Source organism: Achromobacter pestifer (assembly GCF_902859625.1).
GTDB lineage: Bacteria > Pseudomonadota > Gammaproteobacteria > Burkholderiales > Burkholderiaceae_B > Achromobacter > Achromobacter pestifer.
Genome location: NZ_CADIJX010000003.1, coordinates 402,434 through 428,743 on the forward strand (window position 1 = coordinate 402,434; position 26,310 = coordinate 428,743).

The 26,310-nt window shown below is 59.7% G+C and carries 29 protein-coding genes; 22 read left to right on the forward strand and 7 right to left on the reverse strand.

All coding sequences use genetic code 11. The annotated features are described in order from the left end of the window. The first annotated feature begins 168 nt into the window (after window positions 1–168). From HV753_RS13475 to HV753_RS13545, 15 genes are all read left to right on the forward strand, one after another. Window positions 169–1,035 (forward strand): N-acyl homoserine lactonase family protein, encoded by an 867-nt coding sequence (locus HV753_RS13475; RefSeq protein ID WP_175174990.1) that lies wholly within the window; start codon window positions 169–171, stop codon window positions 1,033–1,035. A gap of 11 nt (window positions 1,036–1,046) precedes the next feature. After that, window positions 1,047–2,036, forward strand: coding sequence for an ABC transporter ATP-binding protein (locus HV753_RS13480; RefSeq protein WP_175174991.1), 990 nt, complete (start codon window positions 1,047–1,049; stop codon window positions 2,034–2,036). After that, on the forward strand, window positions 2,033–2,746 hold the full coding sequence (locus tag HV753_RS13485) for an ABC transporter permease (protein ID WP_175174992.1): 714 nt from the start codon (window positions 2,033–2,035) through the stop codon (window positions 2,744–2,746). Before HV753_RS13480 ends, HV753_RS13485 begins: the two co-directional genes overlap by 4 nt. Next, on the forward strand, window positions 2,743–4,128 hold the full coding sequence (locus HV753_RS13490; protein ID WP_175174993.1) for a GldG family protein: 1,386 nt from the start codon (window positions 2,743–2,745) through the stop codon (window positions 4,126–4,128). Before HV753_RS13485 ends, HV753_RS13490 begins: the two co-directional genes overlap by 4 nt. Continuing rightward, entirely contained in the window at window positions 4,128–4,679 is a 552-nt protein-coding gene (locus tag HV753_RS13495; protein WP_175174994.1) for an electron transporter SenC, read from the forward strand. The genes HV753_RS13490 and HV753_RS13495 overlap by 1 nt, the downstream gene beginning before the upstream one ends. Window positions 4,680–4,997: 318 nt before the next feature. Then, complete coding sequence (locus HV753_RS13500) at window positions 4,998–5,903, forward strand: branched-chain amino acid ABC transporter permease (RefSeq protein WP_175174995.1); 906 nt, start codon at window positions 4,998–5,000, stop codon at window positions 5,901–5,903. Then, on the forward strand, window positions 5,903–6,898 hold the full coding sequence (locus tag HV753_RS13505) for a branched-chain amino acid ABC transporter permease (protein WP_175174996.1): 996 nt from the start codon (window positions 5,903–5,905) through the stop codon (window positions 6,896–6,898). The genes HV753_RS13500 and HV753_RS13505 overlap by 1 nt, the downstream gene beginning before the upstream one ends. 2 nt (window positions 6,899–6,900) lie before the next feature. Beyond that, window positions 6,901–7,641: an ABC transporter ATP-binding protein gene (locus HV753_RS13510; RefSeq protein WP_175174997.1), complete on the forward strand. Its 741-nt coding sequence runs from the start codon at window positions 6,901–6,903 to the stop codon at window positions 7,639–7,641. A gap of 3 nt (window positions 7,642–7,644) precedes the next feature. After that, window positions 7,645–8,301, forward strand: coding sequence for an ABC transporter ATP-binding protein (locus HV753_RS13515; RefSeq protein ID WP_175174998.1), 657 nt, complete (start codon window positions 7,645–7,647; stop codon window positions 8,299–8,301). Window positions 8,302–8,318: 17 nt separating this feature from the next. Further along, window positions 8,319–9,755 (forward strand): aldehyde dehydrogenase family protein, encoded by a 1,437-nt coding sequence (locus HV753_RS13520; protein ID WP_175174999.1) that lies wholly within the window; start codon window positions 8,319–8,321, stop codon window positions 9,753–9,755. 25 nt (window positions 9,756–9,780) lie between these two features. Further along, a complete protein-coding gene (locus HV753_RS13525) occupies window positions 9,781–10,533 on the forward strand; it encodes a glucose 1-dehydrogenase (RefSeq protein ID WP_175175000.1) in 753 nt (250 codons plus the stop codon). A gap of 60 nt (window positions 10,534–10,593) precedes the next feature. Continuing rightward, window positions 10,594–11,718 carry a zinc-dependent alcohol dehydrogenase family protein gene (locus tag HV753_RS13530; RefSeq protein WP_175175001.1) on the forward strand — a complete coding sequence of 375 codons (1,125 nt, stop codon included), beginning with the start codon at window positions 10,594–10,596 and terminating at the stop codon, window positions 11,716–11,718. A gap of 51 nt (window positions 11,719–11,769) precedes the next feature. Then, window positions 11,770–13,074: an ABC transporter substrate-binding protein gene (locus HV753_RS13535; protein ID WP_175175002.1), complete on the forward strand. Its 1,305-nt coding sequence runs from the start codon at window positions 11,770–11,772 to the stop codon at window positions 13,072–13,074. A 314-nt stretch (window positions 13,075–13,388) separates the two neighbouring features. Next, window positions 13,389–13,625 (forward strand): hypothetical protein, encoded by a 237-nt coding sequence (locus HV753_RS13540; protein ID WP_175175003.1) that lies wholly within the window; start codon window positions 13,389–13,391, stop codon window positions 13,623–13,625. A gap of 23 nt (window positions 13,626–13,648) precedes the next feature. Then, entirely contained in the window at window positions 13,649–13,936 is a 288-nt protein-coding gene (locus tag HV753_RS13545; protein ID WP_175175004.1) for a hypothetical protein, read from the forward strand. Window positions 13,937–14,384: 448 nt separating this feature from the next. Here the strand turns inward: HV753_RS13545 and HV753_RS13550 are convergent, their stop codons facing one another. After that, entirely contained in the window at window positions 14,385–14,564 is a 180-nt protein-coding gene (locus HV753_RS13550; RefSeq protein WP_175175005.1) for an IS3 family transposase, read from the reverse strand. Window positions 14,565–14,750: 186 nt separating this feature from the next. On the opposite strand from HV753_RS13550, the gene HV753_RS13555 reads away from it, so the two are divergent. From HV753_RS13555 to HV753_RS13570, 4 genes are all read left to right on the forward strand, one after another. Beyond that, window positions 14,751–15,362, forward strand: coding sequence for a DUF1851 domain-containing protein (locus HV753_RS13555; RefSeq protein ID WP_175175006.1), 612 nt, complete (start codon window positions 14,751–14,753; stop codon window positions 15,360–15,362). A 492-nt stretch (window positions 15,363–15,854) separates the two neighbouring features. Beyond that, window positions 15,855–16,193, forward strand: coding sequence for a hypothetical protein (locus HV753_RS13560; protein ID WP_175175007.1), 339 nt, complete (start codon window positions 15,855–15,857; stop codon window positions 16,191–16,193). 975 nt (window positions 16,194–17,168) lie between these two features. Then, complete coding sequence (locus HV753_RS13565) at window positions 17,169–17,762, forward strand: hypothetical protein (protein ID WP_175175008.1); 594 nt, start codon at window positions 17,169–17,171, stop codon at window positions 17,760–17,762. Between the two features lie 113 nt (window positions 17,763–17,875). After that, complete coding sequence (locus HV753_RS13570; RefSeq protein WP_175175009.1) at window positions 17,876–18,448, forward strand: imm11 family protein; 573 nt, start codon at window positions 17,876–17,878, stop codon at window positions 18,446–18,448. A 217-nt stretch (window positions 18,449–18,665) separates the two neighbouring features. On the opposite strand, the gene HV753_RS13575 is transcribed toward HV753_RS13570, so the two are convergent. Together HV753_RS13575 and HV753_RS13580 are read right to left on the reverse strand one after the other, a co-directional pair. Next, on the reverse strand, window positions 18,666–19,901 hold the full coding sequence (locus HV753_RS13575) for a tetratricopeptide repeat protein (RefSeq protein ID WP_175175010.1): 1,236 nt from the start codon (window positions 19,899–19,901) through the stop codon (window positions 18,666–18,668). 187 nt (window positions 19,902–20,088) lie between these two features. Beyond that, entirely contained in the window at window positions 20,089–20,514 is a 426-nt protein-coding gene (locus tag HV753_RS13580; RefSeq protein WP_175175011.1) for an organic hydroperoxide resistance protein, read from the reverse strand. 294 nt (window positions 20,515–20,808) lie between these two features. Between HV753_RS13580 and HV753_RS13585 the strand changes: the two genes are divergently transcribed. Further along, on the forward strand, window positions 20,809–21,570 hold the full coding sequence (locus tag HV753_RS13585) for a 5'-methylthioadenosine/adenosylhomocysteine nucleosidase (RefSeq protein ID WP_175175012.1): 762 nt from the start codon (window positions 20,809–20,811) through the stop codon (window positions 21,568–21,570). 16 nt (window positions 21,571–21,586) lie between these two features. On the opposite strand, the gene HV753_RS13590 is transcribed toward HV753_RS13585, so the two are convergent. The 3 genes from HV753_RS13590 to HV753_RS31295 are packed head-to-tail and all read right to left on the reverse strand — an operon-like array spanning window position 21,587 to window position 23,805. Further along, window positions 21,587–22,903 carry an ATP-binding protein gene (locus HV753_RS13590; RefSeq protein WP_175175013.1) on the reverse strand — a complete coding sequence of 439 codons (1,317 nt, stop codon included), beginning with the start codon at window positions 22,901–22,903 and terminating at the stop codon, window positions 21,587–21,589. Continuing rightward, window positions 22,900–23,640: a response regulator gene (locus tag HV753_RS13595; RefSeq protein ID WP_175175014.1), complete on the reverse strand. Its 741-nt coding sequence runs from the start codon at window positions 23,638–23,640 to the stop codon at window positions 22,900–22,902. Before HV753_RS13595 ends, HV753_RS13590 begins: the two co-directional genes overlap by 4 nt. Before the next feature lie 36 nt (window positions 23,641–23,676). After that, window positions 23,677–23,805, reverse strand: coding sequence for a hypothetical protein (locus tag HV753_RS31295; RefSeq protein WP_281370978.1), 129 nt, complete (start codon window positions 23,803–23,805; stop codon window positions 23,677–23,679). A 173-nt stretch (window positions 23,806–23,978) separates the two neighbouring features. On the opposite strand from HV753_RS31295, the gene HV753_RS13600 reads away from it, so the two are divergent. Both HV753_RS13600 and HV753_RS13605 read left to right on the forward strand, forming a co-directional pair. Next, the gene (locus HV753_RS13600; protein WP_175175015.1) at window positions 23,979–24,668 is read left to right on the forward strand and encodes a cytochrome c biogenesis CcdA family protein; all 690 of its coding nucleotides are present in this window, start codon (window positions 23,979–23,981) and stop codon (window positions 24,666–24,668) included. A gap of 31 nt (window positions 24,669–24,699) precedes the next feature. Next, window positions 24,700–25,236: a thioredoxin family protein gene (locus tag HV753_RS13605; protein ID WP_175175016.1), complete on the forward strand. Its 537-nt coding sequence runs from the start codon at window positions 24,700–24,702 to the stop codon at window positions 25,234–25,236. Here the strand turns inward: HV753_RS13605 and HV753_RS13610 are convergent. Further along, the gene (locus tag HV753_RS13610) at window positions 25,233–26,147 is read right to left on the reverse strand and encodes a LysR family transcriptional regulator (RefSeq protein WP_175175017.1); all 915 of its coding nucleotides are present in this window, start codon (window positions 26,145–26,147) and stop codon (window positions 25,233–25,235) included. The two genes, HV753_RS13605 and HV753_RS13610, sit on opposite strands and share 4 nt — an antisense overlap. Window positions 26,148–26,310 lie beyond the last annotated feature (163 nt).

Consider the following 26,310-nt stretch of genomic DNA (forward strand, 5'->3'; position numbering starts at 1 on the left):
GAAAACGGCCGACAGATGCCGTCCCAGGCTGCGGGTGTCACCGCCGCCTGCCGCAGCCCCCGCACAGACGAAACCTATCGAAGTAGACAGCCCGGGATACACCGGGCAGCTCGCTATCGGCCGCCGCCAGCAGGCAGCGGCTTTCCCTGTTGGTCCGAGGAGACAACAATGAGCAAGAGCTGGAAGTCGTTTGTAGGCGCGGTGGGTGTGGCGGCGGGTATGGCGGGGGGCGCGGCGCATGCCGCCGATGCGCCGCCGGACATCAAACTGATGCAGCTATCCGTCGGCAAGATCGAGCTGGACAAAGGCTTCATGACCGCCATGGTGGACGTGGGCACCAAGATCAAGATCCCCGTGCCGGCCTATGTCATTCAACACCCGCGCGGCCTGGTGCTGTTTGATACCGGCATGAACCAGGCCACCGCCGACGGCAACTGCGCCAACTATTGGGGCCAGGGCTTGTGCGGCGCATTCAATTCCATCCAGGGCCGCGACGAAGTCGTCGACCGCCAGTTGAAGGCGGCAGGCTTTGACGTCAGCGATGTGAAGTACGTCGTGTACTCCCACTTCCATCTGGATCACGCCGGCAACATCAAGATGTTCCCCAACGCCAGGCACGTTGTGCAGAAGGCCGAGTTGCGCGCCGCCTGGTGGCCGGAAAAGTTCCAGCGGGCCGCCTACGTGATGAAGGACTTCGACACCACGCGCGACTACGACTTCATCCAGGTGGAAGGCGACTTCGACCTGTTTGGCGACGGCTCGATCGTGTTGCTGGACACCAAGGGCCACACGCAGGGCCACCAGTCCTTGCAGGTGAAACTGAAGAACACCGGCACGGTGCTGCTGGCGGCAGACGCGATCTACACGGGCGAGAACGAGGCGGGCGTGATTCCTGGCATCACGTGGAACACGGCGGCCTCGATGCAGGCGATTGACCGCCTGAAGCAGATCCGTGACGCGCGCCAGGGCAAGCTTTGGTACAGCCATGACGCGGAGCAGCACGCGCAGAACGCCAAAACCAAAGTCTTCGACTGACGGGCATGGCCATGCAGCCGGCTGTTGCATTGCACCAGGTCTGCAAGTCGTTCGGACCCCGCCAAGTCCTGCATTCCCTGAGCCTGTCCGTCAGGCCCGGTGAAATCGTGGGCCTGTTGGGGCCGAACGGCAGCGGCAAGACCACCACCCTGCGCCTGATGGCGGGGTTCTACACGCCCGACAGCGGCCGCGTCACGATTCGGGGCCACGCCCCGGCACCGGGGCGCGGCAACGCCGACATCGGTTACCTGCCAGAGCGCGCGCCGCTCTATGAATCGTTGACGGTGACGCAGTACCTGGAGTTCGGGGCGGGCGTGAAGGTGGCGGGCGGGGCGGGCATGCGCCGCCAAAGCATCGAACGCGCCATCGATGGTTTTGACTTGCAAGCCGTGGCGCGCACCGTGATCGGCCGGCTGTCCAAGGGGCAGCGCCAGCGTGTCGGGCTGGCGCAAGCCGTGTTGCACGATCCGCCGGTGCTGTTGCTGGACGAAGCTACCAACGGCCTGGATCCCGTGCAGATTGTGGAAGCGCGCGCGATGATCCGGCGCTGCGCGCAGGGACGGGCTGTCGTTTTCAGCAGCCACTTGATGCAGGAAGTGGAGGCGCTGTGCACGCGCATCGTCATCTTGCGGCAGGGCCGGTTGGTGGAAGACGCTGCGTTGGGGGACGCGCAGGCGGCGTTGCAGCTGAAGCTGGCGTTGCCCACGGCGCACCACGGGGCTTTGCACGCGGCCTTGTCCGCCTGCCCGGGCGTGCGCGGTGTGGACGTCACCGCGCTGGATGGCGCATGCAGCAAATGGCGCATCAGCTGGGATACGAATGCCAAGGATATGGCCCGCGCCGACGCAAGTGGTGCAAGCGGCGCAACGTGCGACGCCGTGCTGCGCATTGTGCTGGTGCACGCGGAATTGCGTGCGGTGCTGTCCTTGCAGGACGCGGTGGAAACGCGGCTGTTGGCGGCGCTGGCGCCGAACGATCCCGTAATCCGGAGGCAGGCATGAAAGGATTTGGCGCGCTGTACCGGAAGGAGCTGCGAACGGATTTCGGGTCACCGGTGGCCTTGGTGGTGGTCGCTGTGTTCTGGGGGCTGTCGGGCTACTTGTTCAGCTTCAATCTGTTCTTCGTCAGCACGGGCCAGATGGTGACGGCGTTTCACAACATGACGATCCTGCTGATCCTGGTGATGCCCTTGGTCAGCATGCGGGCGTTCGCCGAAGAGGCACGCCAAGGCACGCTGGAGCTGCTGCTGACCTTGCCCTTGTCGGACGCCACGCTGGTTGCCGCCAAGTATGCGGCCGGGCTGACGGTGCTGGCACTGATGCTGGCCGGCACCACTGCTGCGGTACTGCCGCTGGCCTGGTATGGACAGCCGGATTACGGGCCGATCGTCGGCGGCTATGTTGGCGTGTTCCTGTACGGCGCGTTGTTCCTGGCGATCGGCATCGCGGTATCCAGCACTTGCACCAATCAGATTGTCGCCGCCAGTGCCACCTGGGGGATTCTGGTGTTGCTGTGGTTCATCGACTACCCCGCCGCGTTGGACGCCTTCCCCGCGCTGTCGCCGTTCTTCCAGGCGCTGTCCTTGTCGGCTCAGCACGTGGACTTCATCCGTGGCGTGCTGCCCGGGCCTGCCACGGTGATGCTGGCCAGCCTTACGATGCTGGCGTTGATGATCGCGGCGGTCAACCTGAAACGCTGGAGACTGCGATGAACCCGCATCCGGTGTGGCGGCGCGCGGGCAGACGGTTGTTGCTGTGGTTGCCGTTGCTGGCCGTCGCTGCGTTATTGCTGGCGCTGAACCTGTGGACGTCCCGTCACCTGGGGCGGATGGATCTGACCGCGCAACGGCTCTACAGCCTGGCGCCCGAGAGCATCGAAGTCGCGCGCCAGATCAAGCAGCCGGTTGAGGTGACGTGGTTCTACGATTTGCGCAACAAAAGCATGGTCGATGCGCTGGAGCTGCTGCGCCAGTACCAGCATGCCAACCCGCTGATCCGCGTGCGCGGCGTGGACCCGGCGCTGCGGCCCGCCGATGCGCGCGAAGCGGGCATTCAGTTCGCGGGTAGCGCGGTGCTGCATTCGGATTCCCGGAAGTTGACGATCAATGGCGGTACCGAAACCGACTTCACCAATGCGTTGATCCGCATCAGCCAGCGTGGCGCGCAGACGGTCTGCTTCACGCAGGGGCATCGCGAAGCCGTGTTGGACAGTCTGACTTCGTTGGACGACCTGGAAGACCATGGCGACGACGAAAACCTGGTTGCCCGCGTGGAGGTCCATGAACAGCATGGCATGGCGATGGCCCGCAACGCGCTCCAGACGCTGGGGTTTTCCACCCGAAGCGTGAACGCTGGCAGTGTGGCGCAAGCGCTACCTGCTTGCGCGGTGGTGGTGGCGGCAGGCCCGCGCGCGCCGTTCGGTCAAGACGACGCCCAGGCATTGCGCGATTGGACCGCAGCAGGCGGCAAGACCCTGCTGCTGCTGGAGCCGGATACGAACCACGGACTGGACGCGCTGCTGAGTGATTTCGGCATTGCGCGGCCCCCCGGTGCGCTGGCGGACCCGGGCAGCCATTACCGCAATGATCCGGGCAGTCCAGCCGTCAGCGACTACACGCGCCACAAGATGACGCGCGGGCTGCCGCTTAGTTTCTTTCCCGGCGCCAGTGGGCTGGAGCCTGCTGGCGATAGCCTGCCCAAGGGCGTGGTCGTCACGCCCTTGGCGCAGACATCCAGCCAGGCGCATCTGCCTGGCCAGCCGGCGTCGCGCTATACCTTGATGGCGCTGGCCACGCGCAACGCGCAAGCGGCCAGCGCGGAGGGCGCGGCGCACCCGACGCTGCTGGTGGCGGGTGACAGCGACTTTGCCACCAACCGCCATTTCGCTACGTTGGGCAACGGCGCGCTGTTCACCAGCGCGGTGACGCTGTTGGCGGGGGAAGACGCTTTGCTGACGATCCGGCCGCGCCATTATGAAGGCCGCCGCGTCGAACTCACCAACCGTCAGATGCGGGCGGTGTTCTGGACCAGCACGGTCGCCTTGCCTCTGCTGGCGCTGATGACGGGATTGCTGCTGTGGTGGAGGCGCCGGTGATGCGCCCGCACATCGGATGGCTACTGCTGCTGGTGGCCGGCGTCGCCCTGTCGGCCTGGCAATGGCAGGACGCCGCCGAGGCCCCGGCCGCGCACGATGGCCATACGCATGTGCACGATGACGCCGGAAAGCCTGCCCGGCTGTACGCCTGGAATGCGGGGCAGGCCGCCAAGGTGACGCTAACGACGCCCACCACCACGGTCACGCTGACTCGCGGCGACACGGGTTGGACCGCGACGCCGGCAAGCATTGCTGAAGGCTTCGATGCGGCGGATTTTCTGGCCTTGTTCTCGCAAGCCCGCAGCGACCGGGTGCTGGCGCCCCATCCAGATCAGCCATACGGATTGAACCCGCCCCAACTGCGCATCGACATCAGCGATGCCACGGGCGCACGTCTTGCCGGAATGAAGGTCGGGGCGCTGGCGCCGGATGGACTAGGCCGATATGTGCAATTGCCCGACGAAGCGCAGATCCGCATCATCCCCGACTACCAAACCCGGGCGCCAATGGCAGTGATGCATCAGGTAAACCCCCGTGCGGAAACCCCCTAGCCAGCGGCCACTCTACGGCTTGTGAAGCCCGGCTTGCACAAAGATAAATAGGCGCTGAATAAGGGGCATACCTATACTTCGATTCCATTATCGGACGGGTAAGAATCAGCGCCTTTACGGGCCACCTGAACCCGCCACATAACCGCCTTCCGGCCCGCGCTGTATCGCAGCGGCAGCGGGTACGGCAAGGTCCATAACGAGACAAGGGTGCGCTCAGCGCACCCAGGGCGACAAGCCCGCACCGCCACGCTGGAAGACACGTTGCCGCGGCAACGCATCGTCCCCGCGGCAGGTGCTTAGCGTATTGGGAGAAGACGCTTGACCTTGGATCTATTGCCTCTGGCTTTGGTGGACGGCGTGGCGTATGCCAGTCTGCTGTTCCTGGTGTCGATGGGGTTAACCCTGGTGTTTGGCGTGATGGGCATCCTGAACGTTGCCCATGGCGCCTTCTATGCGTTCGGCGGGTACGCCGCGGCCAGCCTCGTCATGTTCCTGGCGCCCAAAACCGATTCCCCATTCCTGCTGTTTGCCGCGCTGTTCGTCGCCGCCATCGCGGTGGGCCTGGCGTTGGGCAGCATCATGGAATTCGTGCTGATCCGCCGGGCGCAGAACTACGACCCCATCCTGAAGCTGCTGATCACCTTCGGTGGCTTCCTGATGCTGGAAGACATCCAGCGCCTGTTGTGGGGCGCGCAGCCCTACAGCGCCAGCGAAGTCGTCAACCGGCTGGGCAACATCGAGATCGGCGACATCACCTATACGACTTATCAGTTGGTCGTGGTGCCGGTGACGGCCGTGCTGGCCTATGTGTGTCTGGAATTCTTCTTGCGCCACACCAAGCTGGGCAAACAGACGGTAGCCACCACGCACAACCGCGAAGTTGCAACATCCCTGGGCATCAACGCCAAGAAGATCGGTTACGTCACCTTTGTGATCGCCACCATCCTGGGTGCCCTGGGCGGCGCCATGGCCGCACCCACCACGTCGCTGGTGCCGGGCGCCGGCACAGACATGACCGTGCTGTCGTTCGCGGTCGTCGCCACGGCCGGGCTGGGCCAGATCACCGGGGCGCTGATCGCCGCGCTGCTGATCGGCATCATCCGCGCCATCGCCGTGTATGCGGCGCCTGAACTGGAAGTGGCAGTGCCGTACATCATCATGGTGTTGGTGCTGATCATCCGGCCGCATGGCCTGTTCACGGTTGCCCAGGCCCGGAGGATCTGATGAAAGTCGCTGCACTCAGCCTGTTGGCCGCGCTGGCCACGCTATTCCTTGGCTACTCCTTTTCGTGGACCATCACCCCTATCGTCATCGGCCTGACATACGCCATCGCGGCGCTGGGCGTCTCGGTGATGGCGCGCGCCGGCCAGATCTCGTTTGGCCATGCGATGTATTCCTGCATCTCGGCATACACGGTGGCCTTCCTGGCCCGTGCCATGCCGGGCACCGACGCCTTGGTGCTGATCCTGGCGGGCGTGGTCGCCAGCTTCCTGGCGGCGATTGTGATCGGCCTGTTCGTCGTGCGGTATCGCGGCATCTTCTTCGGCATGTTGAATCTGGCGCTGAGCATGGTGCTGTTTGCGTTGCTGGGCAAGCTCTACACCCTGACCGGCGGTTCGGACGGCATGCGCATCGTGCGGCCTTCCATGGCTGGCGTGCTGATGGAGCGCGAATCGTTTGAACGCGCACTGCTGGTGCTGACGCTGATCCTGTCCATGGCGTTGGCCTGGTGGGTGCAGCGCTATTTCCGGTCGGGTAGCGGGCAGGCCTTGTCCGCCATCAAGACGAATGAAACGCGCATCGAATACCTGGGGTTCTCGGCCTACTTCATCATGTGGAAAGGGTATCTGCTGTCGGCGGTGGTGGTCGGATTCTCCGGCGCCATCCTGGCCTTGATGCAGGGGCTGGTGACACCCGAGATCGGATCCTGGCTGCGCTCGGGTGAATTCGTGTTCATCACGATCCTCGGTGGCGCGGGCCACGCGGCGGGTGCATTCCTGGGCGCGGTCGGCTTTGAGACCGTCAAGCTGGTGTCGGCAGCGTACTTCCCCGGTCTGTGGCAATTCTTGCTGGGCCTTACGTTGATCCTGGTGATCTTCATGTTCCCAACGGGATTTGTCGGTCAGATCATGAAGCGCGTGACCCTGCAAAAGCGGGACCAGGCACGCGCGGAGGCGGGTGCCCGCGTGCAAGCACGTGTTCAATCGGTGAGGAACTGAAGATGAAGCCCCTCATTCAAACCACGAACCTGCATCTGGCGTTCGGCGGCGTGATCGCCGCGGACAACATCAACTTTGAACTGCATGAAGGCGAGCGCCTGGCCGTCATCGGTCAGAACGGTGCGGGCAAGACCACCTTCATCAACATCTGCACGGGCTACCTGGCGCCGTCCAAGGGGAAAGTGTATTTCGACGGGCGCGACGTCACCGCCATGGCGCCGCGCAAGATCGTACGCCTGGGCCTGGGACGCTCGTTCCAGCTGCCGCAGTTGTTCACCGAGCACACCGTGCGTCAGTGCGTGCAGATCGCGGCCGCACGCCGCAACAAGGAATTGAGCTGGTTCCGGTCGTTGGAAAGCACGATCGACGACAAGGAAGTGGACGCCACGCTGGATCTGGTGGGCCTGCTTGCCGAAGCAGACGAGCTGTCCATCGAACTGCCTGAGGGCAAGCGCAAGCTGCTGGATGTGGCGATGGCGTTGGCGCTGCGGCCCAAGCTGCTGATCATGGATGAGCCGACCAGCGGCGTGGCGTCGGAAGACAAGTTCGCCTTGATGGAAACCGTGATGCATGCGCTGGACGAACGTCGCGTGACCAGTTGGTTCGTCGAGCACGACGTGGACATCGTGTCACGCTACGCAACGCGCGTGGCGGCCTGGATCGCGGGCAAGGTGGCCGCCGACGGATCGCCCGAGGAAGTCTTGAATAACCCGCAGATCAAAAGCGAAGTGTTGGGGGCCTGAACCATGTTGAATCTATCGGCCATCAACGTCGACCTGGCGGGCAACCGCATCCTGCGTGATGTCAACGCCAATTTTGAACCGTCCAAGACCATCGGCATCGTGGGCCGCAACGGCGCGGGAAAGACCACGCTGCTGCGCTCGATCATGGGCCTGACCAAGATAAGGTCCGGCAAGATTGCCTTCGATGGCACGGACTTGACCGCCTTGCCGGGCCACAAGCGTGCCGCCCTGAAAGTGGGCTACGCACCCGAGGATCGTGTGATCTTCCCGACCATGACGGTGGAAGAAAACCTGAATCTGCCATGCGAAGTGCAGGGCCAATCCAAGGCCGAAATCGCCGTGCGCATTGCCACGGTGTTGAAGGTGATGCCCCAGTTGGAACCGATGCTCAAGCGGTCGGGTTCCGCATTGTCGGGCGGGCAGGGAAAGATGGTGGCGCTGGCGCGCGCCATCATGGTTGGCACCCGCCTGTTGATGCTGGATGAACCCTTTCAGGGCCTGGCTCCGAAGCTGGCGCGCGACTACACCGAGGCGCTGGCGAGGCTGAAAGAGCTTCAACCCGACCTATGCGTGGTGATCACCGAGTCCAACGTCAAGTTGCTTGGTGACATTCCCGACCAGATATGGACGATCGAGCGTGGCTCGATCACCTTGAATTGAATTCCCGGAGACTATCCATGACGCAGATGATTATCAACGGCCGCCCGGTCGATGCCCGAGACGGACGCACCATAGACGTGGTGTCGCCCGTCGATGGCGACGTGTTCACCACGATCCCGCGTGGCCAGCAGGCCGACGTGAATGACGCGGTGCAGGCTGCGCGTGCCGCGCTTGATGGTGACTGGGGCCGCATGACGGCGCTGGATCGCGGCCGCCTGCTGCTGCGCCTGGGCGAATCCGTGCTGGCGCATCATGAAGAGCTGGCTCAGCTGGAATCGCGTGACACGGGGAAACCCATGTCCACGGCGCGCGGCGACATCACCGTGTTGGCGCGCTACTTCGAGTTCTACGGCGGCGCGGCGGACAAGGTGCATGGCCAGACCATTCCGTTTCAGAAGGATTATTCGGTCCAGCTGATCCGTGAGCCGCTGGGCGTCACCGCTCACATCATTCCGTGGAACTATCCGGCGCAGATGTTCGGCCGCAGCGTCGCCCCGGCGCTGGCCATGGGCAACGCCAGCGTCGTCAAACCCGCCGAAGACGCCTGCCTGTCAATCATCCGCGTGGCGGAACTGGCGCTGGAAGTGGGCTTCCCCGCAGGGGCGCTGAACATCGTGACGGGCCTGGGCGAAGAGGCCGGTGCCAGTCTGTCGCGCCATCCCGACATCAACTTCATCACCTTCACCGGGTCGAACGAAGTGGGCGTGCTGATCCAGCAGGCCGCCGCCGTCAATGCGGTGAAGTGCGTGCTGGAATTGGGCGGCAAGTCCGCGCATATCGTGTTCGACGACGCCAACTACAAGTTGGCCATCCCTGCCATCGTCAAGGGCATCGTCCACAACACCGGCCAGACCTGCACGGCCGGCAGCCGCTTGTTGGTGCAGAAGGGCATCTACGCGGACTTCATGAAGGCACTGGCCGCCGAATTTTCAAAGGTGCGCGCCGGTACGCCGGACATGGACCTGACTTGCGGGCCCGTCGTCAACAAGGCGCAATTCGATCGCGTCAACCACTACATCGCCAAGGGCTTGGCGGATGGCCTGAAAGTGGCGGCCGAAGGCAGTATTGCCGATGGCGTGCCGGCCGGCGGCTACTTCGTCAAACCGACCTTGTTCAGCGCTCCGACGCACGACAGCACGCTGTTGACCGAAGAAATATTTGGACCGGTTCTGGTGGCGTTGCCGTTTGATTCTGAAGCGGATGCCATCCGGCTGGCCAATGCCACCGACTACGGTCTGCTCGGCGCAGTCTGGACTGAAAACGGTGGACGTCAGCAGCGGGTCGCGCGTGGCATCAAATGCGGCCAGGTCTACATCAATGGATTCGGTGCGGGTGGCGGCGTCGAGCTGCCGTTCGGCGGCGTGAAGAAAAGCGGCCATGGACGCGAAAAGGGTTTCATCGCCCTGGAAGAAATGAGCACGACCAAAACGCTTATTCAATTCTACGGCGAATGATCGCCAGGCTATCCGGAGACAAGTCATGAGTCAGTTGCAAGGCAAGGTTGCCATCGTCACGGGCGGGGGCAATGGTTTCGGGGAAGGCATCGTCAAGCTGTACGCGAAGGAAGGCGCAAAAGTCGTCATCGCCGATATCAACAAGGAAGCCGCCGACCGCGTGGCCGCGGAGGTTGGCGCCGCCGCACTGGCGGTGAAGGCCGATGTGTCCAGCCGCGCCGATATCGACAACGCCGTGCGCGCATGCCTGGAGCGGTTTGGCTCGGTCGACATCGTGGTCAACAATGCCGCCATCACCCACAAGAACCAGCCGATGCTGGACGTGGACGAGGCCATGTTCGACCGCATGTTCGACATCAACGTGAAGTCGATCTATCACATGGCGCAAGCCGTCGTGCCGGTGATGCGCAAGCAAAAACGTGGCGTGATCCTGAACGTGGGATCGACGGCCGGCATCCGTCCTCGTCCCGGCCTTAGCTGGTACAACGCCTCCAAAGGCGCCGTCAACGTGTTGTCGAAGTCCATGGCCGTGGAACTGGGCCCCGACGGCATTCGCGTCAACGCCATTTGCCCCGTGATGGGCATCACCGGCATGTTCGAGCTATTCATGGGGTTGCCGGATACGCCCGAGAACCGCGCCAAATTCGTCTCCACCATTCCGCTGGGCCGCTTTTGCCAGCCCTCGGACGTGGCGGCTGCCGCCCTGTTCCTGGCCAGCGACGCGGCGGAGTTCATCACCGGGGTGGAATTTCCCGTCGACGGCGGTCGCACGGTCTGATGGGTTTGGCACACGCCCGGCCCGTCCGGGCGTTTCTTTCTTCACCGTGGATACCAGCGCATGAAAATCAAAGCGGCGTTGCTACGCAGCGTGGGGGTGGAAGGCCCCTACGCCAAAACCCGGCCCTTGAGCATCACCGAGGTCGAACTGGACCCGCCCGGTACGGGCGAAGTGCTCGTTCGGATCAAGGCGGCAGGCCTGTGCCATTCCGACTTGTCGGTCATCAATGGCGACCGCCCGCGTGGCGTGCCCATTGTGTTGGGCCACGAGTCGTCCGGTGAAGTCGTGGAGACCGGGCCGGGCGTCACGGACCTGAAGCCGGGCGACCATGTTGCCCTGGTGTTCGTGCCCAGCTGCGGCTGCTGCAACCCGTGCATGGAAGGCCGGCCGGCGCTGTGCGAGCCCGGCGCCGTCGCCAACACGAAGGGCACCTTGCTGGGCGGCGACCGCCGCCTGCATATCGGCGACGAAGCCATCAATCACCATACGGGCGTTTCCTGCTTCGCCGAGTACGCCGTGGTGTCTCGCCGATCATGCGTCAAGGTCAACGTCGAACTCAGCCATCGCGAAGCAGCCCTGTTTGGCTGCGCGGTCCTGACCGGAGCAGGCGCGGTGCTGAACCGGGCTCGCATCAAGGCTGGCGACACGGCGGCGATCGTCGGCCTGGGCGGTGTGGGGCTTAGCGCCTTGCTGGCGGCCGTGGCCGCTGGCGCGCGCCGGGTGGTTGCCGTGGACCTCAGCGACGACAAGCTGGCGCTGGCCAAGGAACTGGGCGCGACCCACACCGTCAACCCGAAACAGGTCAAGACGGACGACGATCTGTTCGACCTGGCCGGCGGCCGCGTGGACTATGGTTTTGACATGGCCGGTGCCGTGCCGGCTTTCGAAACCGCCTACAAACTGACCCGTCGGGGCGGCGCCACCGTCACCTCGGGCCTGCCCAACCCCAAGCTCAGCTTTCCCTTGTCGCTGTCGCAGATGGTGGGCGAAGAGCGCGACATACGCGGCAGCTATTTGGGCTCGGGCGTACCTGCCATCGACATCAGCCGCTACATCGACCTGTACAAGGCAGGGCAGTTGCCGGTGGACCGGATGATGGGCAAATCCTTTTCGCTGGACCAGATCAACGAAGGGTTCGATCACCTCGCTACCGGCGGCAGCCTGCGCGACGCCATCGTTTTCTAAGGGCAACGGGCCAAACACGCCCAAGACCCATACAACACTGGAGACAAGACCATGAAAACCTCAAGACTGGCGGCCTTGCTGGGCGCCACCCTGCTGTCCGGCTTCACGGCGCTGGCCGGCGCCGCTGACAAGCCCAAAGAACTGAACATCGGCATTTCGACTTTCCTGTCGGGATCGGCCTCGGTATTCGGCGTGCCAGCCCGCGACGCAGCCGAAATTCTGATCCAGGACATCAATGCCAACGGCGGCATCGATGGCGTCAAACTGGTGCCCAGCTACATCGACGAAGGCGGCGGCGGTGAAAAGCTGTTGTCGGAATACCGCCGCCTGGCGGAAGGCGGCACGCGCGTCATGTTGTCCGCCATCTCCAGCGGCCACTGCAACATCGTTGCGCCGGTGGCCGAAGACCTGAAAGTGTTGAACGTGCTGTGGGACTGCGGCACGGAGAAGGCGCTGGAAGGCAAGAAATACAAGTACGTGGTGCGGACCCAGGCCAACGCCACCACCGAAATGGTGGCCCAGGTGCTGTACCTGATGAAGGTCAAGCCCGACTTCAAGACGATTGCCATCGTCAACCAGGACTACGCCTGGGGCCGCGATTCGCGCGACATCTTCCTGGCCGCGCTGAAGAAGTTCAAGCCTGACGTCAAGGTCGTGGCCGAGATGTTCCCCAAATTCGGCGCCGCCGACTTCTCCACCGAGATCAGCCGCCTGCAAGCGCTGCGCCCGGACGTCATCGTGTCCACCTCGTGGGGCGGCGACCTGGACAACTTCGTGCGTCAGGCTTCGCAGCGCAACCTGTTCAAGAACTCCACCTTCGTGCTGTCGCTGGCCGAGAGCTCGCTGGAACGCCTGGGCAATGCCTTGCCTGAGGGCGTTTACGTCGGCGCCCGCGGCGACCACTACTTCCTCCATCCCGAAACCAAGGACGATCCGCAACACCAGGCCTTCGTGAAGAAATTCCACGACAAGACCGGCGCCTACCCGATCTACTCGGTCTACCACATGGTGCAAGCCATCCAGGGCCTGAAAGCAGGCTACGAGAAGGCCATCAAGGACAACGGCGGCGCCTGGCCCAGCCCCGAACAAGTGGCCGCCGCCATGCACGACGTGACCTTCAAGGGCTACGGCCGCGACGTCAAGATGCACCGCGCCGACGGCCAGGGCCTGGAAGCGCAACTGTTTGGCGTGACGAAAAAGAGCGACAAGTACCCGTTCAAGGTACTGGCCGACATCACCATCGTGCCGGCTGAACTGGTCACCCCGGGCGTGGCCGACACGTCGATGGAATGGATCGACAAGAGCCTGACGCCGGACGTACTGAAAAGCGACCAGATCAAGGTGTTCCCGAACTGATTATTCGGTGTTGTGTGTGCAGGGACATTCCCGGCGAGAGATCGCCGGGTTTTTTTTGTCATGCTCCACGAATGCTGAGACAGACCCCGCGCTTAAGAAGGATCTCAAGGCCCGGTATGAGGTGGCGTCCAAATGGGGACCGGGCGGGGCAATTCGTTCAGGCAACTGCGGCGAACTACTTGCAGGGTTTAGGTGCCAGCCAAGTGAAGTCGATTGCCGACACATTGGGCAGCGAGGTTGCCCGGACGGCATTGCAGGGTCTGGTTGGTTGTGCTGGGGCTGCCGGAAAGGGAGGCGCTTGCGGAGTTGGCGCTATGGATGCTGCCGTAAGTGTGGCGCTCAACAACCTGGTTGATCGCATTACCGGGAAGGATGCTGAGAAGCTCTCCGCGGAAGACAAAGAGGCGCGCGTCAATTTGGTGACGAGTATCGTGGCTGGCCTTACTGAGGCGCTTGGCGGCGATACGTCGACGGCGAAGCTAGCTGCTCAGATCGAAACCGAAAATAACTATCTGGGCCAAAAGTCAGAGGGGAGTCGAAGTACGATGTGATTCGCAAGAGCACGACTGATGTGATGACTATTTCCGAGAATATTGGTTGGTCCGAAGCGAGAATTGGTCGCATTAAAGATCATTTGTTCTTCAAAGAGCACCAACTTGATATTGGGGCCAGAAGGTTTGACGCTGATCCGCATATCTTTAATGCATGGGATCGCCTAGCTGGTGGAGGTCACGTGCAGGCTGATATCGATTTGCTGAGGCATGAGATTTTCGAATCGAAGTTTGAAGGAATTTTTAAGACTGACTACCGAACTGCGCATGATGCTGCGGTGCGTGCCGGTCGAAATTGGACTCCGGAGTAAATAAATATGGCTTTCTATATTTTGATTGAGAAGGTTGGGGAGGACGGATTTGTTGCAAATTACCGTTTTACGGGTGATGAATCTCGTTGTGGAATTTTTGAGATTAACAAGGGGAGCGGTGAAATATTATTAATAGAGAGCATGCCTGGCGATGATAAGGCACATTGCTTCAATAGAGCTGCCATAAAGATCATGAGGGAATGGACGGAGGGGCGCCTGCCAGACCGAACCGAGTGGGCTTCATAACGAAAATTTAAAAATTGAGGTGTCAGACTCTGAGGTTTCTCCACGAATTTCTGTTTATGGTGTCAGACTGCCTTTTCCAGTCAAGCCTACCGTCCAGGGCGGTAGCCAAAGCCACCGCTCGACCATCACCCCTCAAACCACCTCGAACTTAGAAAATTTAAGGTGTCAGACTGAGCTAGCCCGGGTTTTCCGGACAGTTTGGTTAAGGCACTGCGGCCTCGGCCTGAGCACGGGTTCGATAGCCTAGCCGCTGATGGATTTGCCGGCGGTTGTAGAAGACCTCGATGTAGTTGAAGGTCGCCAGCCGCGCGTGCTCCCAGCCATGAAAGACTTGGTGATGCCTTAAATCGTTCTTGAGGTTGCTAAAGAAGCTCTCTGCCACGAATTGGAGGCTGCGTTGCAACGAAAAGTTATGCCGCGAAATCGAGGGCGGCCGTCTAGAATGCCGTCTGACACCTTAAGCGGGACTTTCGTGTCAACCGAAGCATTTGGGGTTCAAATTCAGCATCAGATCAAGAATCTATGTCCCGGAACTCTAATTGAGAATTTCCTGATTAAGGATCGATGAATGTTTGAAGGTTTTGTCTCCGCGTATCTGTCTGACCAACTGTTAAGTTGGGAGGCAGGAGATTCCCAATTTCCCACCATAAAAGAATTTCTCAAGAATTTTGGTGGCTGTAGTTTTAATAACGGAATTTATAGGATCTTTTCTGCATCTTCAGTCGATAACTGGAATGCTGTGGTTTCTCGTACATTTCCAAAATTTAATACACACATAAGTTGCTTTGGTGTGGATTGGTTAGGAAGAATATTCGCAGTTGATGATCGTAGAGTAGAGAACGGAGCGCCTGGTGTTGTAATGTTTGAGCCAGGAACTGGGGATGCTTTGGAAGTGCCATGTAATATTTTGACCTTTCACGAAGAGGAATTGATTGAGTGCCGTGAAGAGGCGTTGGCGGAGAGTTTTTATTTGCAGTGGATTACGTGCGGGGGAGCGACGCCACTGATTGATCAGTGCGTTGGCTACAAGAATCCACTTTTTTTGGGTGGTTTGGATGTGGTTGATAATTTGGAGATATCTGATTTGGATATTTATTGGGAGATATTTTCAAGACTAATTTTGCAGTCCCGGGGTGTGGCCGTTGGGTCGAAGATCGGGAATGTTTCAATTGGTTCGTAGAATTTAGTGCAGTTCGAAATTAAAGGTATCAGATTGCACGCTCCCCCCGACCCAAAACTAAAGTGTCAGATTGGGTTTGCCCAGTCTGACGCCTTAAAATGAAGTGCAAACGACCAGAAACGTCTCACTTTGCAATTTCAAGCACGCTAGTTTTTCACGCCAGTTTTGAATATGAAGATCAAGCGCTTCGCGCAATCTGGTCGCTTGGATCTCTTGGACAAAAATATGATAGTTCATTCCCACATGCGTATCGTCGGCAGGTGCGGGATCAGGCCAAGGCACGGCATTGGGAATCGGGAAGCAGTGATCCTAACCCAGTCTTTAGTACCGATCTAAATTGGAAGAAAATTCGGCGTTAACTATGCTTCTTGATATGGATAAAACTCATTGAGGTGCTTGGTGATATTGAGAAAATTCAATTGGCATGAGTGTTATCTAAACTTTGACGTTGATAATGGTGAGGTAATAGAGATTGCGTCCGAATTGTCCGATATGAAGGTGGTTGGCGAGGGCGCTTTTGTTGGGGGAAGTTTTGTCGCAATGTATGTTGAGAATGACGGTATTTTTCTGTGGATTTCTGGGAAATATTTTGATTTAGAGGATCCTAGTTTTCGTTTTAAATATAAGAATCTTGACGGGGGGATGACGAACTTTAGTGTCTTTGATTCTAAGGGTGGTGCTGAAATTTTATACAAATCATGGTGGGTAGATTATCTGGATGTCTCTCCGGGGGAGGGGGTGGTAGAGAATTTTGAGGAGGATTTTTGTGCCCATGTTGCATATGTTCTAAGTGATAATGAGATTTTTGGTTATTATAAGAATAGATACTGAAAATAAAATATATGTAGTCTCATGCGGCGTTTTTTTTGCCGTGAATTATTTAAAATTACTGGCTGTAGTTTGGGGCAAATATGGCTATGACGCTGGAATATTGCCATCCTGTGAACCCATCTAAGTAGTGACATAAATAGTCGCAGGTTCTCGCACTCACCCTCCCATGGAGCAATTCTGCTCCACGCATTAATGTGCACTAGCACATTAAGTCCCGAATATTGAAATAATGGCCTGTCAATCCGGCTGCGCCATTTCAGTAGGATGTGCCATATAGACCCTCATCGTTCTCATTGTCGTGATGAAACCAGGTTAACGTGCCGGACTGGTTCTCTGATAGATTGAGATGGCTATGGCGTCAAGGCTCCTACGGGTGATAGTTGCCCCATGCTGTTATCACAGTGTGGAGCATGCCTATTGCCTCAAGACCAACCATGTGCATTTACTTTTAACACCGGGTGATGATGTGGCTGCGGTAGGCCGCTTGATGAAAGAGGTCACCAGGCGCGCGACGAGACGATGAAACGAGCGTTCCGGGGGGCTGGATCGCTGTGGGAGTTTCGCTTCAGTCGAGTCCCGTGCAGAGTGATGCCTACTTGCTCGCTTGTTGCCGCTATATTGAGCAGAACCCTGTGAGGGCAAGCATGGCGGAGAAGCCTGAGGACTATCGATGGTCCAGCTATCGCGGCCGTATGGGCTTGTCGATCGATCGCATTCTGGATCTATATGCTGTTTATCTGGGCCTTGGGAGTTCAACAGTTGCGCGCCGGGCGGCTTATGTGCAGTATATAGAATAGGCAATGCTAGAAGCTGACTTGGCTGTCATACGAATGATGGTTCGAAGCAATCATCCAACGGCTAAGCCGGAATTCGTGATGGAATTGGAGGCTGCATCGCAACGAAACGTTGTGCCGGGAAATCGAGGGCGACCGTCTAAAACGTAGTCTGAAACCTTAAACAGTTCGGGGAATAAGTATGATTTTAAAAACGGTTGGTGACGTTAGTCGGTACACCATAAAATTATCTTACTCATTTCCGAGCATTCTTGCTGAGATGGCTGTTGTGCCCGATGTGGGTGGTATATCGGATGATGTAATATCAATTTTGGATTTGCCCCCAAAATACGTTTCTATTGCTCGAGAATTTCGTCTTGCCGGGGTCTCGATTGGTTTTTTTTCTCTGTGGCCGTCTGCTATAAATGAGCCGCTGGGTCAAAGCATGATGAAAGAGAATTCGGGTGAGTCTTTAATAAAAAAACTTAAAGGTACACATCTCGTCGCAGTGGGAAGGTATGAGGCTAATCTAATCTGTGTTGCGCCATCTGGGAGTAGTAACTCAGATCATGTTTACCATCTCAATACGATGGCATCGTCGAATTGGGAGTTGACATCAATAGCTAAGGACTTTGAAATTTTCTTGGCATTGGCTGCAAATGTACGGCAAGCATCTGATGATGTTGATCGCGGTATCAAGGGGGGGCTCGAAGCTGCGGAACGATTTTGTCAATTTCTAGGCTGCACTGCTGAGCAAACTAAATTTTGGAAAGAACGTACGATTGAGATGATGTAGGGGTTTAAGGAGGTAAAAGGCACAGGATTTGAATTCAAGATGTCAGACTGAGCTAGCCCGGGTTTGAGGTCAGGGGACCGAGCGTTAAATAAGAATTTTCGAGAATGGGCTAAATGAAGAACGTTATGACCTATTTGTGGAGAGTTTCCGATGATTATCCTCAAGCTCTCATAGGGGAATATGTTAGTGCTGAGGGTTTGGATAGGTTTTCTTTGAGGAGAGGGGAGCGGCTGCCGGATCAGCATGCAATGCCTGTAGTTCGGTTCAGTGTTTCTGGAAATTTGTTGCATGAATTTTCATGCCTACCAAACAGTGCAATGTTGCCATTGGTGGGTAGAGACTTTGCTGATTTTTTGATTGAAAACGCACCCGATGATATTCAGTTAATAGAAGCTAGGATTCAGGCGGAAGATGGGGGTGTTGATGGATTTTATTTCGTTAACATAATTTCGTCTGTTACCGCTATAGATAAAAATGAATCAATTTTCACACTTGTTCCTGGAACCGATAGGATTATGGGGTTCAAGAAATTACGATATTATGAGGATTGTCTAGGAGGGCACATGTTAGCCAGAGACTCTGAATATATGGCACATCTGTTAGTTTCTAATGAGCTCGCTGAAAAGATGAAGCAGCGCAATTTTTCGGGTGTGGGGTTGTACCTTCCTTCCGAGATTTGGATTTAAGGTGTCGATTCAAGCTAAGTGAGAACGTGGTGATCCTTTAAGGCCGCCGCCGCAGTAGCCTCAATCGTCGAAATTTCTCTCATCCCCTTTTCCCAATTTAAGGTGTCAGACTGCAATTTTCGGCCGATCTAGCTATGAGGCCAAAACCCATCCAAGCTGCCTTTCCGTATAAAAATAGTCTGAAACCGTAAATCCTAACGACCCGAAACGTCCCCCATCACAACTTCAGGCACCCCAAATTTTCACGCCACTTCGGTACATGAAGATCAAGCGCCTCGCGCAATCTGGTCGCTTGAGTCTCTTCGACCAAAATATGATCGTTCATTCCCACATGCGTATCGTCGGCAGGTGCGGGATCAGGCCAAGGCACGGCATTGGGAACCGGGAAGCAACGATCATGAATGAGGCAGCTTGTGCGGACATATCGCCAGACCTTGTCTCGGAGAAACCATTGGTCGATCGTGCTGGTTGCCACGGCCGGCGGCGTATACGTCTTCAACAGCGGTTCTATCTTGGGTAGCGCGCCAGCGATTCCGCCCCACATCCCGGCAAGCATCAGATCCGTATGCGTCCACCAATCTCTCATGACGTGGAACCAGCGATCCGATGCAATCCATGCCTCTACAGCGGATCGTTCACGCTGGTTCACAACCGAGTCGGCGTCGCGCACCACGAATCGTCCCACGTGTGGATCGTCAGCCACCTTGAAGCGCCAGGTGAGTCGCTGGCGGGTGTTTTGGCCAGCGGTTTCCATTCGTACGTCGGCACCCAGGGTTGCCAGGGTTTCGCGCACGGCAACGGGAACCGTATCGTCTAGGTAAAAGCGAACTTGCCAGCCTGGATAAAATTGGGCCGCTGCCAATGTGTTGTCGATTGCCCCGCGCAAGTAACTCTGGCCTGAGCCCCAAAGCGAAAATGACAGGACGGAATGCTGTGCTTTGCCGGTAGCACGAAGCCAGGCGGACGGGCTTTCTGCTGGCAGCTTCCAATTTGACGGGGCCTCGGCCTGGGCCTCATCCTTCAAGGTCAAGGCTTGCGTCCCAGCTTGTGCGGCGTCTTCGAATCGCCCCTGGGCACGACGTACGTTGCATAGTGCGTCCCAGGCAACGGCATTGTCCGGTTGAATCGCGATCAGTTCCGTCAGTCGATCAGCCGCGAGTTCATGGCGCTTCGTTTTAGTGAGGCAGACCGCTAGATTCAGCAGCAATTGCGGATCTTTCGGATAACCCGCGCGAGCGCCTTCCAGGATGCGTGCTGCGGCTTCAAAGTCCTCTGCATTAAAGAGATAAAACGCAAACTGAAGAATGATCCCTAAAGGCTTTTGGGCGCCGTGCCGGTTCAAGTCCGCCAATACAATGTTAATTGCGCTTTGTGCGTCGCCCCGTACCCAGCTTTTGTGAGCCAGGCCGTTCCAGCCAGCGGGAAGGGCGCTACCTTTGTCAAACTTGGCCATGGCTGCGTAGCTCTCGGCGCACCATGCGCCTCTGGTTTTGGGGCCTCTTTATATCATGCAGCCTGCCGCACTTGCGGCGCTGAAAATCAGGGGAAAGCCGGGCTGGAATTAAATGCGGCCAGACGACATATTCCGGATGCGGCAACTGTCAGGGCGGTGGCCAAAGCCACCGCCCGATCATTACCCCTCAAACCATTTCAAACCGCACATCCACGTTATCCCGTATCGCACGTGAATACGGACACAGCTGATGCGCACCCTCCACCAACAGCCGTTTCTGCTCCTCTTCCAACCCGGGCAGCGACACGGCCAACACCACCCCCAACGCAAAATTCTTCCCGTTGTCGACCTTGCCCAGCGACACACGGGCGTCGATCGCCACGTCCTTTGGCACCGCAATCCCGTGCGCGGCACCCGCGCGTTTCATGGCCCCCATGAAGCAGGCGGAATAGCCCACGGCGAACAATTGTTCAGGATTGGTGCCCGGCTTGCCGGACCCGGGGGGACTCAGCAGTACGTCCAGCGCGCCATCGCTGCTGCGGCCGGTGCCGTCGCGGCCGCTGGTGGTGTGGGTGTGGGCGGTGTACAGGACTTCTTCCAATTGCTTGGCCATGATGGCTCCAGGTTGTGTCGCGGCGGGGCCGCAGGATGGATTTGGAGCCTGCATTGCATCAACGGGCTGTATCGACAATGTGTCGGCGGGGCTCGGGGTTGGCATGAATGTGTGTCGCCGGGGGCAGCCGGATACGCTGGGATACACGCCGTTCAGGCGTGGTTTCGGCGATTCCCTTGCGCACTATTATTCAACCTAGGGGGCAAGCCGACGCCGTGTCAACCTGCGCCGCAATCGGGTATGTTCCGCCCTGAACGGCTTTCAGCCACACGCTATTCACTACGAGAGAACATCATGGGCCGTCTTGCCATCCTGGGCGCCTTGCACGAAGAGATCGCCGACCTGTTGGCCGCGATGGACCCGGGCGCAACCATCCACCGTATCGCCATGCGCGATTTTCATGTGGGCACGCTTTGGGGCACACCCTGCGTGATCGCGCTAAGCCGTATCGGCAAGGTCGCCGCCGCCGCGACGGCCTCTATCGTCATTCAGGAATTCCAGGTGTCTCGTGTGCTGTTCACCGGGCTGGCAGGCGGTTTGCATGCTGACGTGGATGTGGGCGACGTGGTCGTTGCCAGTAGCTTGATGCAACACGACATGGACGCGCGGCCATTGTTCGATCAGCACGAGATTCCCTTGCTGGGCCGCGTGTGTTTTGACGCAGATGCGGGACTCAGTGCGTTGTTGCACGACGGCGCAGAGCAGTTCATTCGGGCAAGCGGCGAGCCCTCCGCCAACGGTAGAACCACGCTTGCCGCACCGAAAGTGCATCGTGGGCTGATTGCCACGGGGGATGTCTTCGTCAGCCATAACGACGAGGCCCAGGCGCTACGCAAGCGCTTGCCCGATGCGCTGTGCGTGGAAATGGAAGGCGCGGCAATGGCGCAGGTCTGCTATGAATTCGGTATTCCGTTCGCCGTGATGCGCGTGATATCGGATCGCGCCGATCATGCCGCGAAGATGGACTTCACGGCGTTTTTGCAGAACGTGGCGCGGGTATACACCGCAGGCATTCTGGAACCGTTGCTGAAATCGGGTGTGTTGTCAGGCAAGTAGCAACGCGCCCAGCCCGTCAGGCCGGGATGCGGATTTCCACCGACAAGCCGCCGCCGTCGCGGTTGCTCAATATCAGCGTGGCGCCCAGCACGTCGGCCAGTTGATGCGCAATGGCCAAACCCAGCCCGGTGCCGCCGGTGTCGCGGTTGCGTGAACTCTCCACGCGGTAGAACGGTTGCAGCACGGCGGCCAGTTCTGGTTCGGGGATGCCCGGGCCGCGATCCAGTACGAAGATGGACAGGGGTTTGCCGGGATGTGCGGCGACGCGCACCTCGGCCGCGCCTGCGAACTTCAGCGCGTTGTCGATCAAGTTGCCCAGGATCCGCCGCAGCGCGTGCGGGCGGGTCAGCATCGGGCCGGCGCGATCGCCCGACAGGCTGACCTGCTTGCCGGTGTCTTGGTAGTCGTACACCAGGCTTTCCAAAAAGGCGTTCAGGTCCACGCGCACGGGGGGCTCGACTCTGCCGTGTGCGCTGCGGGCGTAGTCGATGCCTTCGCGCACCAGCCGCTCGACTTCATTCAGGTCGTTCGTCAGTTTGTCGCGGTCGATGGAGTCTTCCATGAATTCCGTGCGCAGCTTCATGCGGGTGATCGGCGTTTGCAGATCGTGCGAGATGGCGCCCAGCATCTGCATGCGCTCAGCAACATGCGTGGCGATGCGTTCCTGCATGGCGTTGAACGCGGCGACGGCGTGCGCGACTTCCGTCGGCCCGCGTTCGTCCAAGGCGGGGCTGTGGGTGTTTGGGTCCAGCGCTTCGGCGGCCCGCGCCAGCCGCGTCAGCGGGCGGACGGCCAACCGCACGGCCAGCCACGCGCAGCCGATCAGCAGCACCAATTGCACCGCCAGCACGATCAACAGCCAGGGGGCCAGGCCCATCATGGAAAGGTGGATGTCCAGCGTCACCGGTTGGCCGTCGGTCAACACGACGCGCGCCTGGATATGGTGGGGGTCATTGGCCATGGCGCGGATCGTTACGTGGCGGGCAGGCCCCAACGCCGCTTCGATGGCCTGCGCCGCCGTGCGGGCGGCATCCAGTGTCAGGGGCTGGTCGGCGTCGCCGTCGCCAAGCAGGTATTCGCGGTTGCCGCTGGACAGGCGCGGCAGCCAGGCGGCGCGTTCGTTCGCCGGCAGACGGTCAAGGATGTCCATGGCGATGGCGACGTCGCGTCCCAGGTCGCCCAGCATCATGGATTTGGTGGCGGCGTAGCGTTCGTAGAAGAGCGAGGCGAACGACAGGGCATAGGCCAGAAGCAGGCCCGTCAGGAAGATCAGGAATAGCCGGGCGACCAGCGTGCCGGGCCAGGCGAAGCGGCGCGGGGCGGCGGTGGTCACGGGTTGGATTCCGAGACATCGACGGCAGCGGCGAACACGTAGCCTTCGCTGCGCACGGTCTTGATGTATTGGGGCTCGCGGGCGTCTTCACGCAGGCGCTGTCGCAGGCGGCTGACCAGCAGGTCGATGGAACGGCCGAAGAAGTCGGCGTCGCGGCCTTGTGTCAGATTCAGCAGCTGATCACGGTTCAGCACGCGCTGCGGATGGTCCAGGAAGACGCGCAGCAAGCGGTATTCGGCGCCGCTCAGCGACACGATGGTGCCGTCCGCGTCCAGCAGGTGGCGCGACGTCGTATCCAGCCGCCAATCGCCGAACGCGATCTCGCGGCCAGGTTCCGTCACCTGGAAGTTTGGCGGCAGCATGCGCGTGCGGCGCAGGATGGCCTTGATGCGGGCCAGCAGTTCGCGCGCCACGAAAGGCTTGACCAGATAGTCGTCGGCACCCATCTCCAGGCCAATCACACGGTCCATGTCGTCGCTGCGAGCGGTCAACATCAGGATGGGGATGCGGCGGTGCTTGCCGCTGCGCAGCTCGCGGCACAGCACCAGGCCATCGTCGCCGGGCATCATGATGTCCAGCACGATCAGGTCGACGGACAGGCCTTCCAGCAGGGATCGCATTTGCCGGCCGTCGGCGGCCAGCGTGACGGTCATGCCGTTCTTTTTCAGGAAGTTGCCGGCAAGTTCGCGAATCTCTCGGTCGTCGTCGACGATCATGACGTGATCAATGTGATCCATCTGCGGATGCCTTTGTGGGATGGGAGGGCGTGTCGTTCATGATACCGGGGGCAGGGGATCGCGGCGCGGACGGGTGTTGGCGATCAATTGGCACTGGAAAGGCTTGGCGGCTTCCGCGCTTAAGCCGCCGAACAACAGCAACAGCACGGCTAGAAGGCGTTTCATCGGAGGGCTCCGAAAGACGAGGGATGACCGGTTTATAGCGCCGAGGCAGCCGTGATGTGTGTCGTACTGTATACGCCAGGGCGGTGGATACATAAGCAGGGAAATTCGCACCAAACCGGCACAAGCCGGATACGTGCCACGGGTGCAATGGGGCCTCTTTCCAAAGGACACCCATGGACCTGATCAACACCCCCATCGCCCTGCTGGCCGGCATGCTGACCATTGCATCGCCGTGTGTGCTGCCCCTGCTGCCGGTCCTGCTTGGCACGTCGCTGGAACGGGCGGATCGGTTGCGTCCCCTGTTCGTCGTATCGGGTTTCGTGCTGGCGTTCGCGGGGCTGGGCATCGCGCTAAGCCTGCTGTCCAACCTGAACGCGACGGTGCATGAGGCCGTGCGATCCGCCTCGATCGGACTGCTGGCGCTGTTCGGCCTGGTGCGCATCTGGCCGCAGCCCTATGACCGCTTGATTGCCCGGTTTGGCGGGCCGCTACAGCAGTTGGCGTTCGGCGCCGGCGGCTCGGGTAGTGGCAATGCGGGCGGCTTCCTGCTGGGCCTGTCGCTGGGCGCCGTCTGGACACCCTGCGCGGGGCCCGTGCTGGCATCCATCCTGATCTTGGCCGCCAAGGCGCAGAACCTGACCCAATCCAGCACCTTGCTGCTGGTGTTCGCCATCGGCGCGGGCATTCCCATGCTGGCGATCGCCTATGGCGGGCAAGCCATTGCCGCCAGGGTGCGCGGGCTGTCCCGCTACACGCACCGCTTGCAACAGGGCTTTGGCGTGTTGCTGATCCTGACCGCGGCCGCCATCTATTTCCAGTACGACATCCTGGCTTACGCCTGGATCAGCAATCTGTTCAGTTGACCTTCCCCACTGCCATCCAAGGAGTACGACCATGCTTGCCTCATTCAAGAAGATCGCGCTGGGCGCGTTGCTTGCCACGTCACTGGCCGCCTCCGTGGCGCCCGGTGTTGCACGGGCCGCCTCGGGCCCGGTTCCCGCGCCGGAATTCACCGGCATCGAAAACTGGCTGAACAGCCCGCCGCTGACCCTGGCGTCGCAACGCGGCAAGGTCGTGCTGGTCGATTTCTGGACCTACACGTGCATCAACTGCATCCGCACGCTGCCCTACGTCACCAGCTGGAATCAGAAGTACAAGGATCAGGGGCTGGTCGTGGTGGGTGTGCATACGCCGGAGTTTCCATTTGAACGCTCGACGCCCAACGTCCAGAAGGCGCTGGAGCGTTTCGGGATCACGTATCCCGTGGCGCAGGACAACCGCTACGCCACCTGGGACGCCTACCGCAACCAGTATTGGCCGGCGTTCTACCTGATCGACAAGCAGGGCCAGATTGTCTATCGCCATTTCGGCGAGGGCAATTACGCCGAGACGGAAGCGGAAATCCAACGCCTGTTGGCGCAGCCCGGCTAGGGCAGAGGGGTGCCCGCCATCTGCTCCGCGCACCAGTCCCGGATCTTTTCCAAGGCGGGCGGCGGCGTCTTGCCATCGAGCGTGACGAACATGAACTCCGAACTGAGCAAGAGCGGCGGCGACAGGTGCAGTTGCACCAGTTCGCCCTGTTCCAGCAGCGTGCGCGCCACTTGCAGCACGCCGAAGAAAATGGCGTCGGTGTTGCGCACCACTTCCACCAGGGCGTTCACGTCGTTCGACTGGTATTGGATCGCATTGTAGAAGTGGGTGCGATTGCCGAAGTACTCGTTCAGGCGGTGGATGACATCGTTGCTCATGGCGCGTCCGCTGGCGGCCAGCGGATACTTGCGCAGCTCCGCAAAACTGAGCGCGTGCAGATGCTCCAGTGGATGCCCCGCCCGGCAGACAAAGCCCAGTGGGGTGCGCGGGAACAGGTCCAGCGTCAGGTCGTCATCAGGGGGCACTTGTGTGCGGTGCAGGATCAGCGCGTCGACCGCGCCTTCGCGCAGTTCCTGTAGTTGCGTGTCGGCGGTGCCGCCACTTAGCTGCACCTTGATGGCGGGATAGCGCTGCATCATGTGCTGTAGCAAATGCACGGACAGCATGGCGGTCGGGGCGGGGCCCAGCCCCAGGCGCAGCGTGCCCGCTTCGACGTTGGCCAGGATGTTGGCACTGCGCCGCAACTCCGCCAGTTCAACGCGCACCCGGCGCGCGCGGGCCAGTGCCAATTCTCCCAACGCGGTCAGCGTCTTTGTTTTACCGCGCAATAGCAACGGGCCACCCAGTTCTTCTTCCAATGCCTGGATGCTGCGGCTAAGCGCCGGTTGCGTCAGGTGCAGCTTATCGGCGGCACGGCTGAATGATTGGGTTTCCACGACCGCAAGGAAATGGTCCAGCTGTTGTAGGTTCATGCGGTCCGCCAGAATTATTCATTTTGATTATGGAAGGTAAGCCGATTATGCATTGGACGGCAATTAGTGGCGCTCCTAAGATCGCTGCTCATTCGTCGCCTTTCAACATCCGCCATCCAGTGAGCCGCCATGGTCCCGACGCTATCCCCCCGCTTTTCCGTCC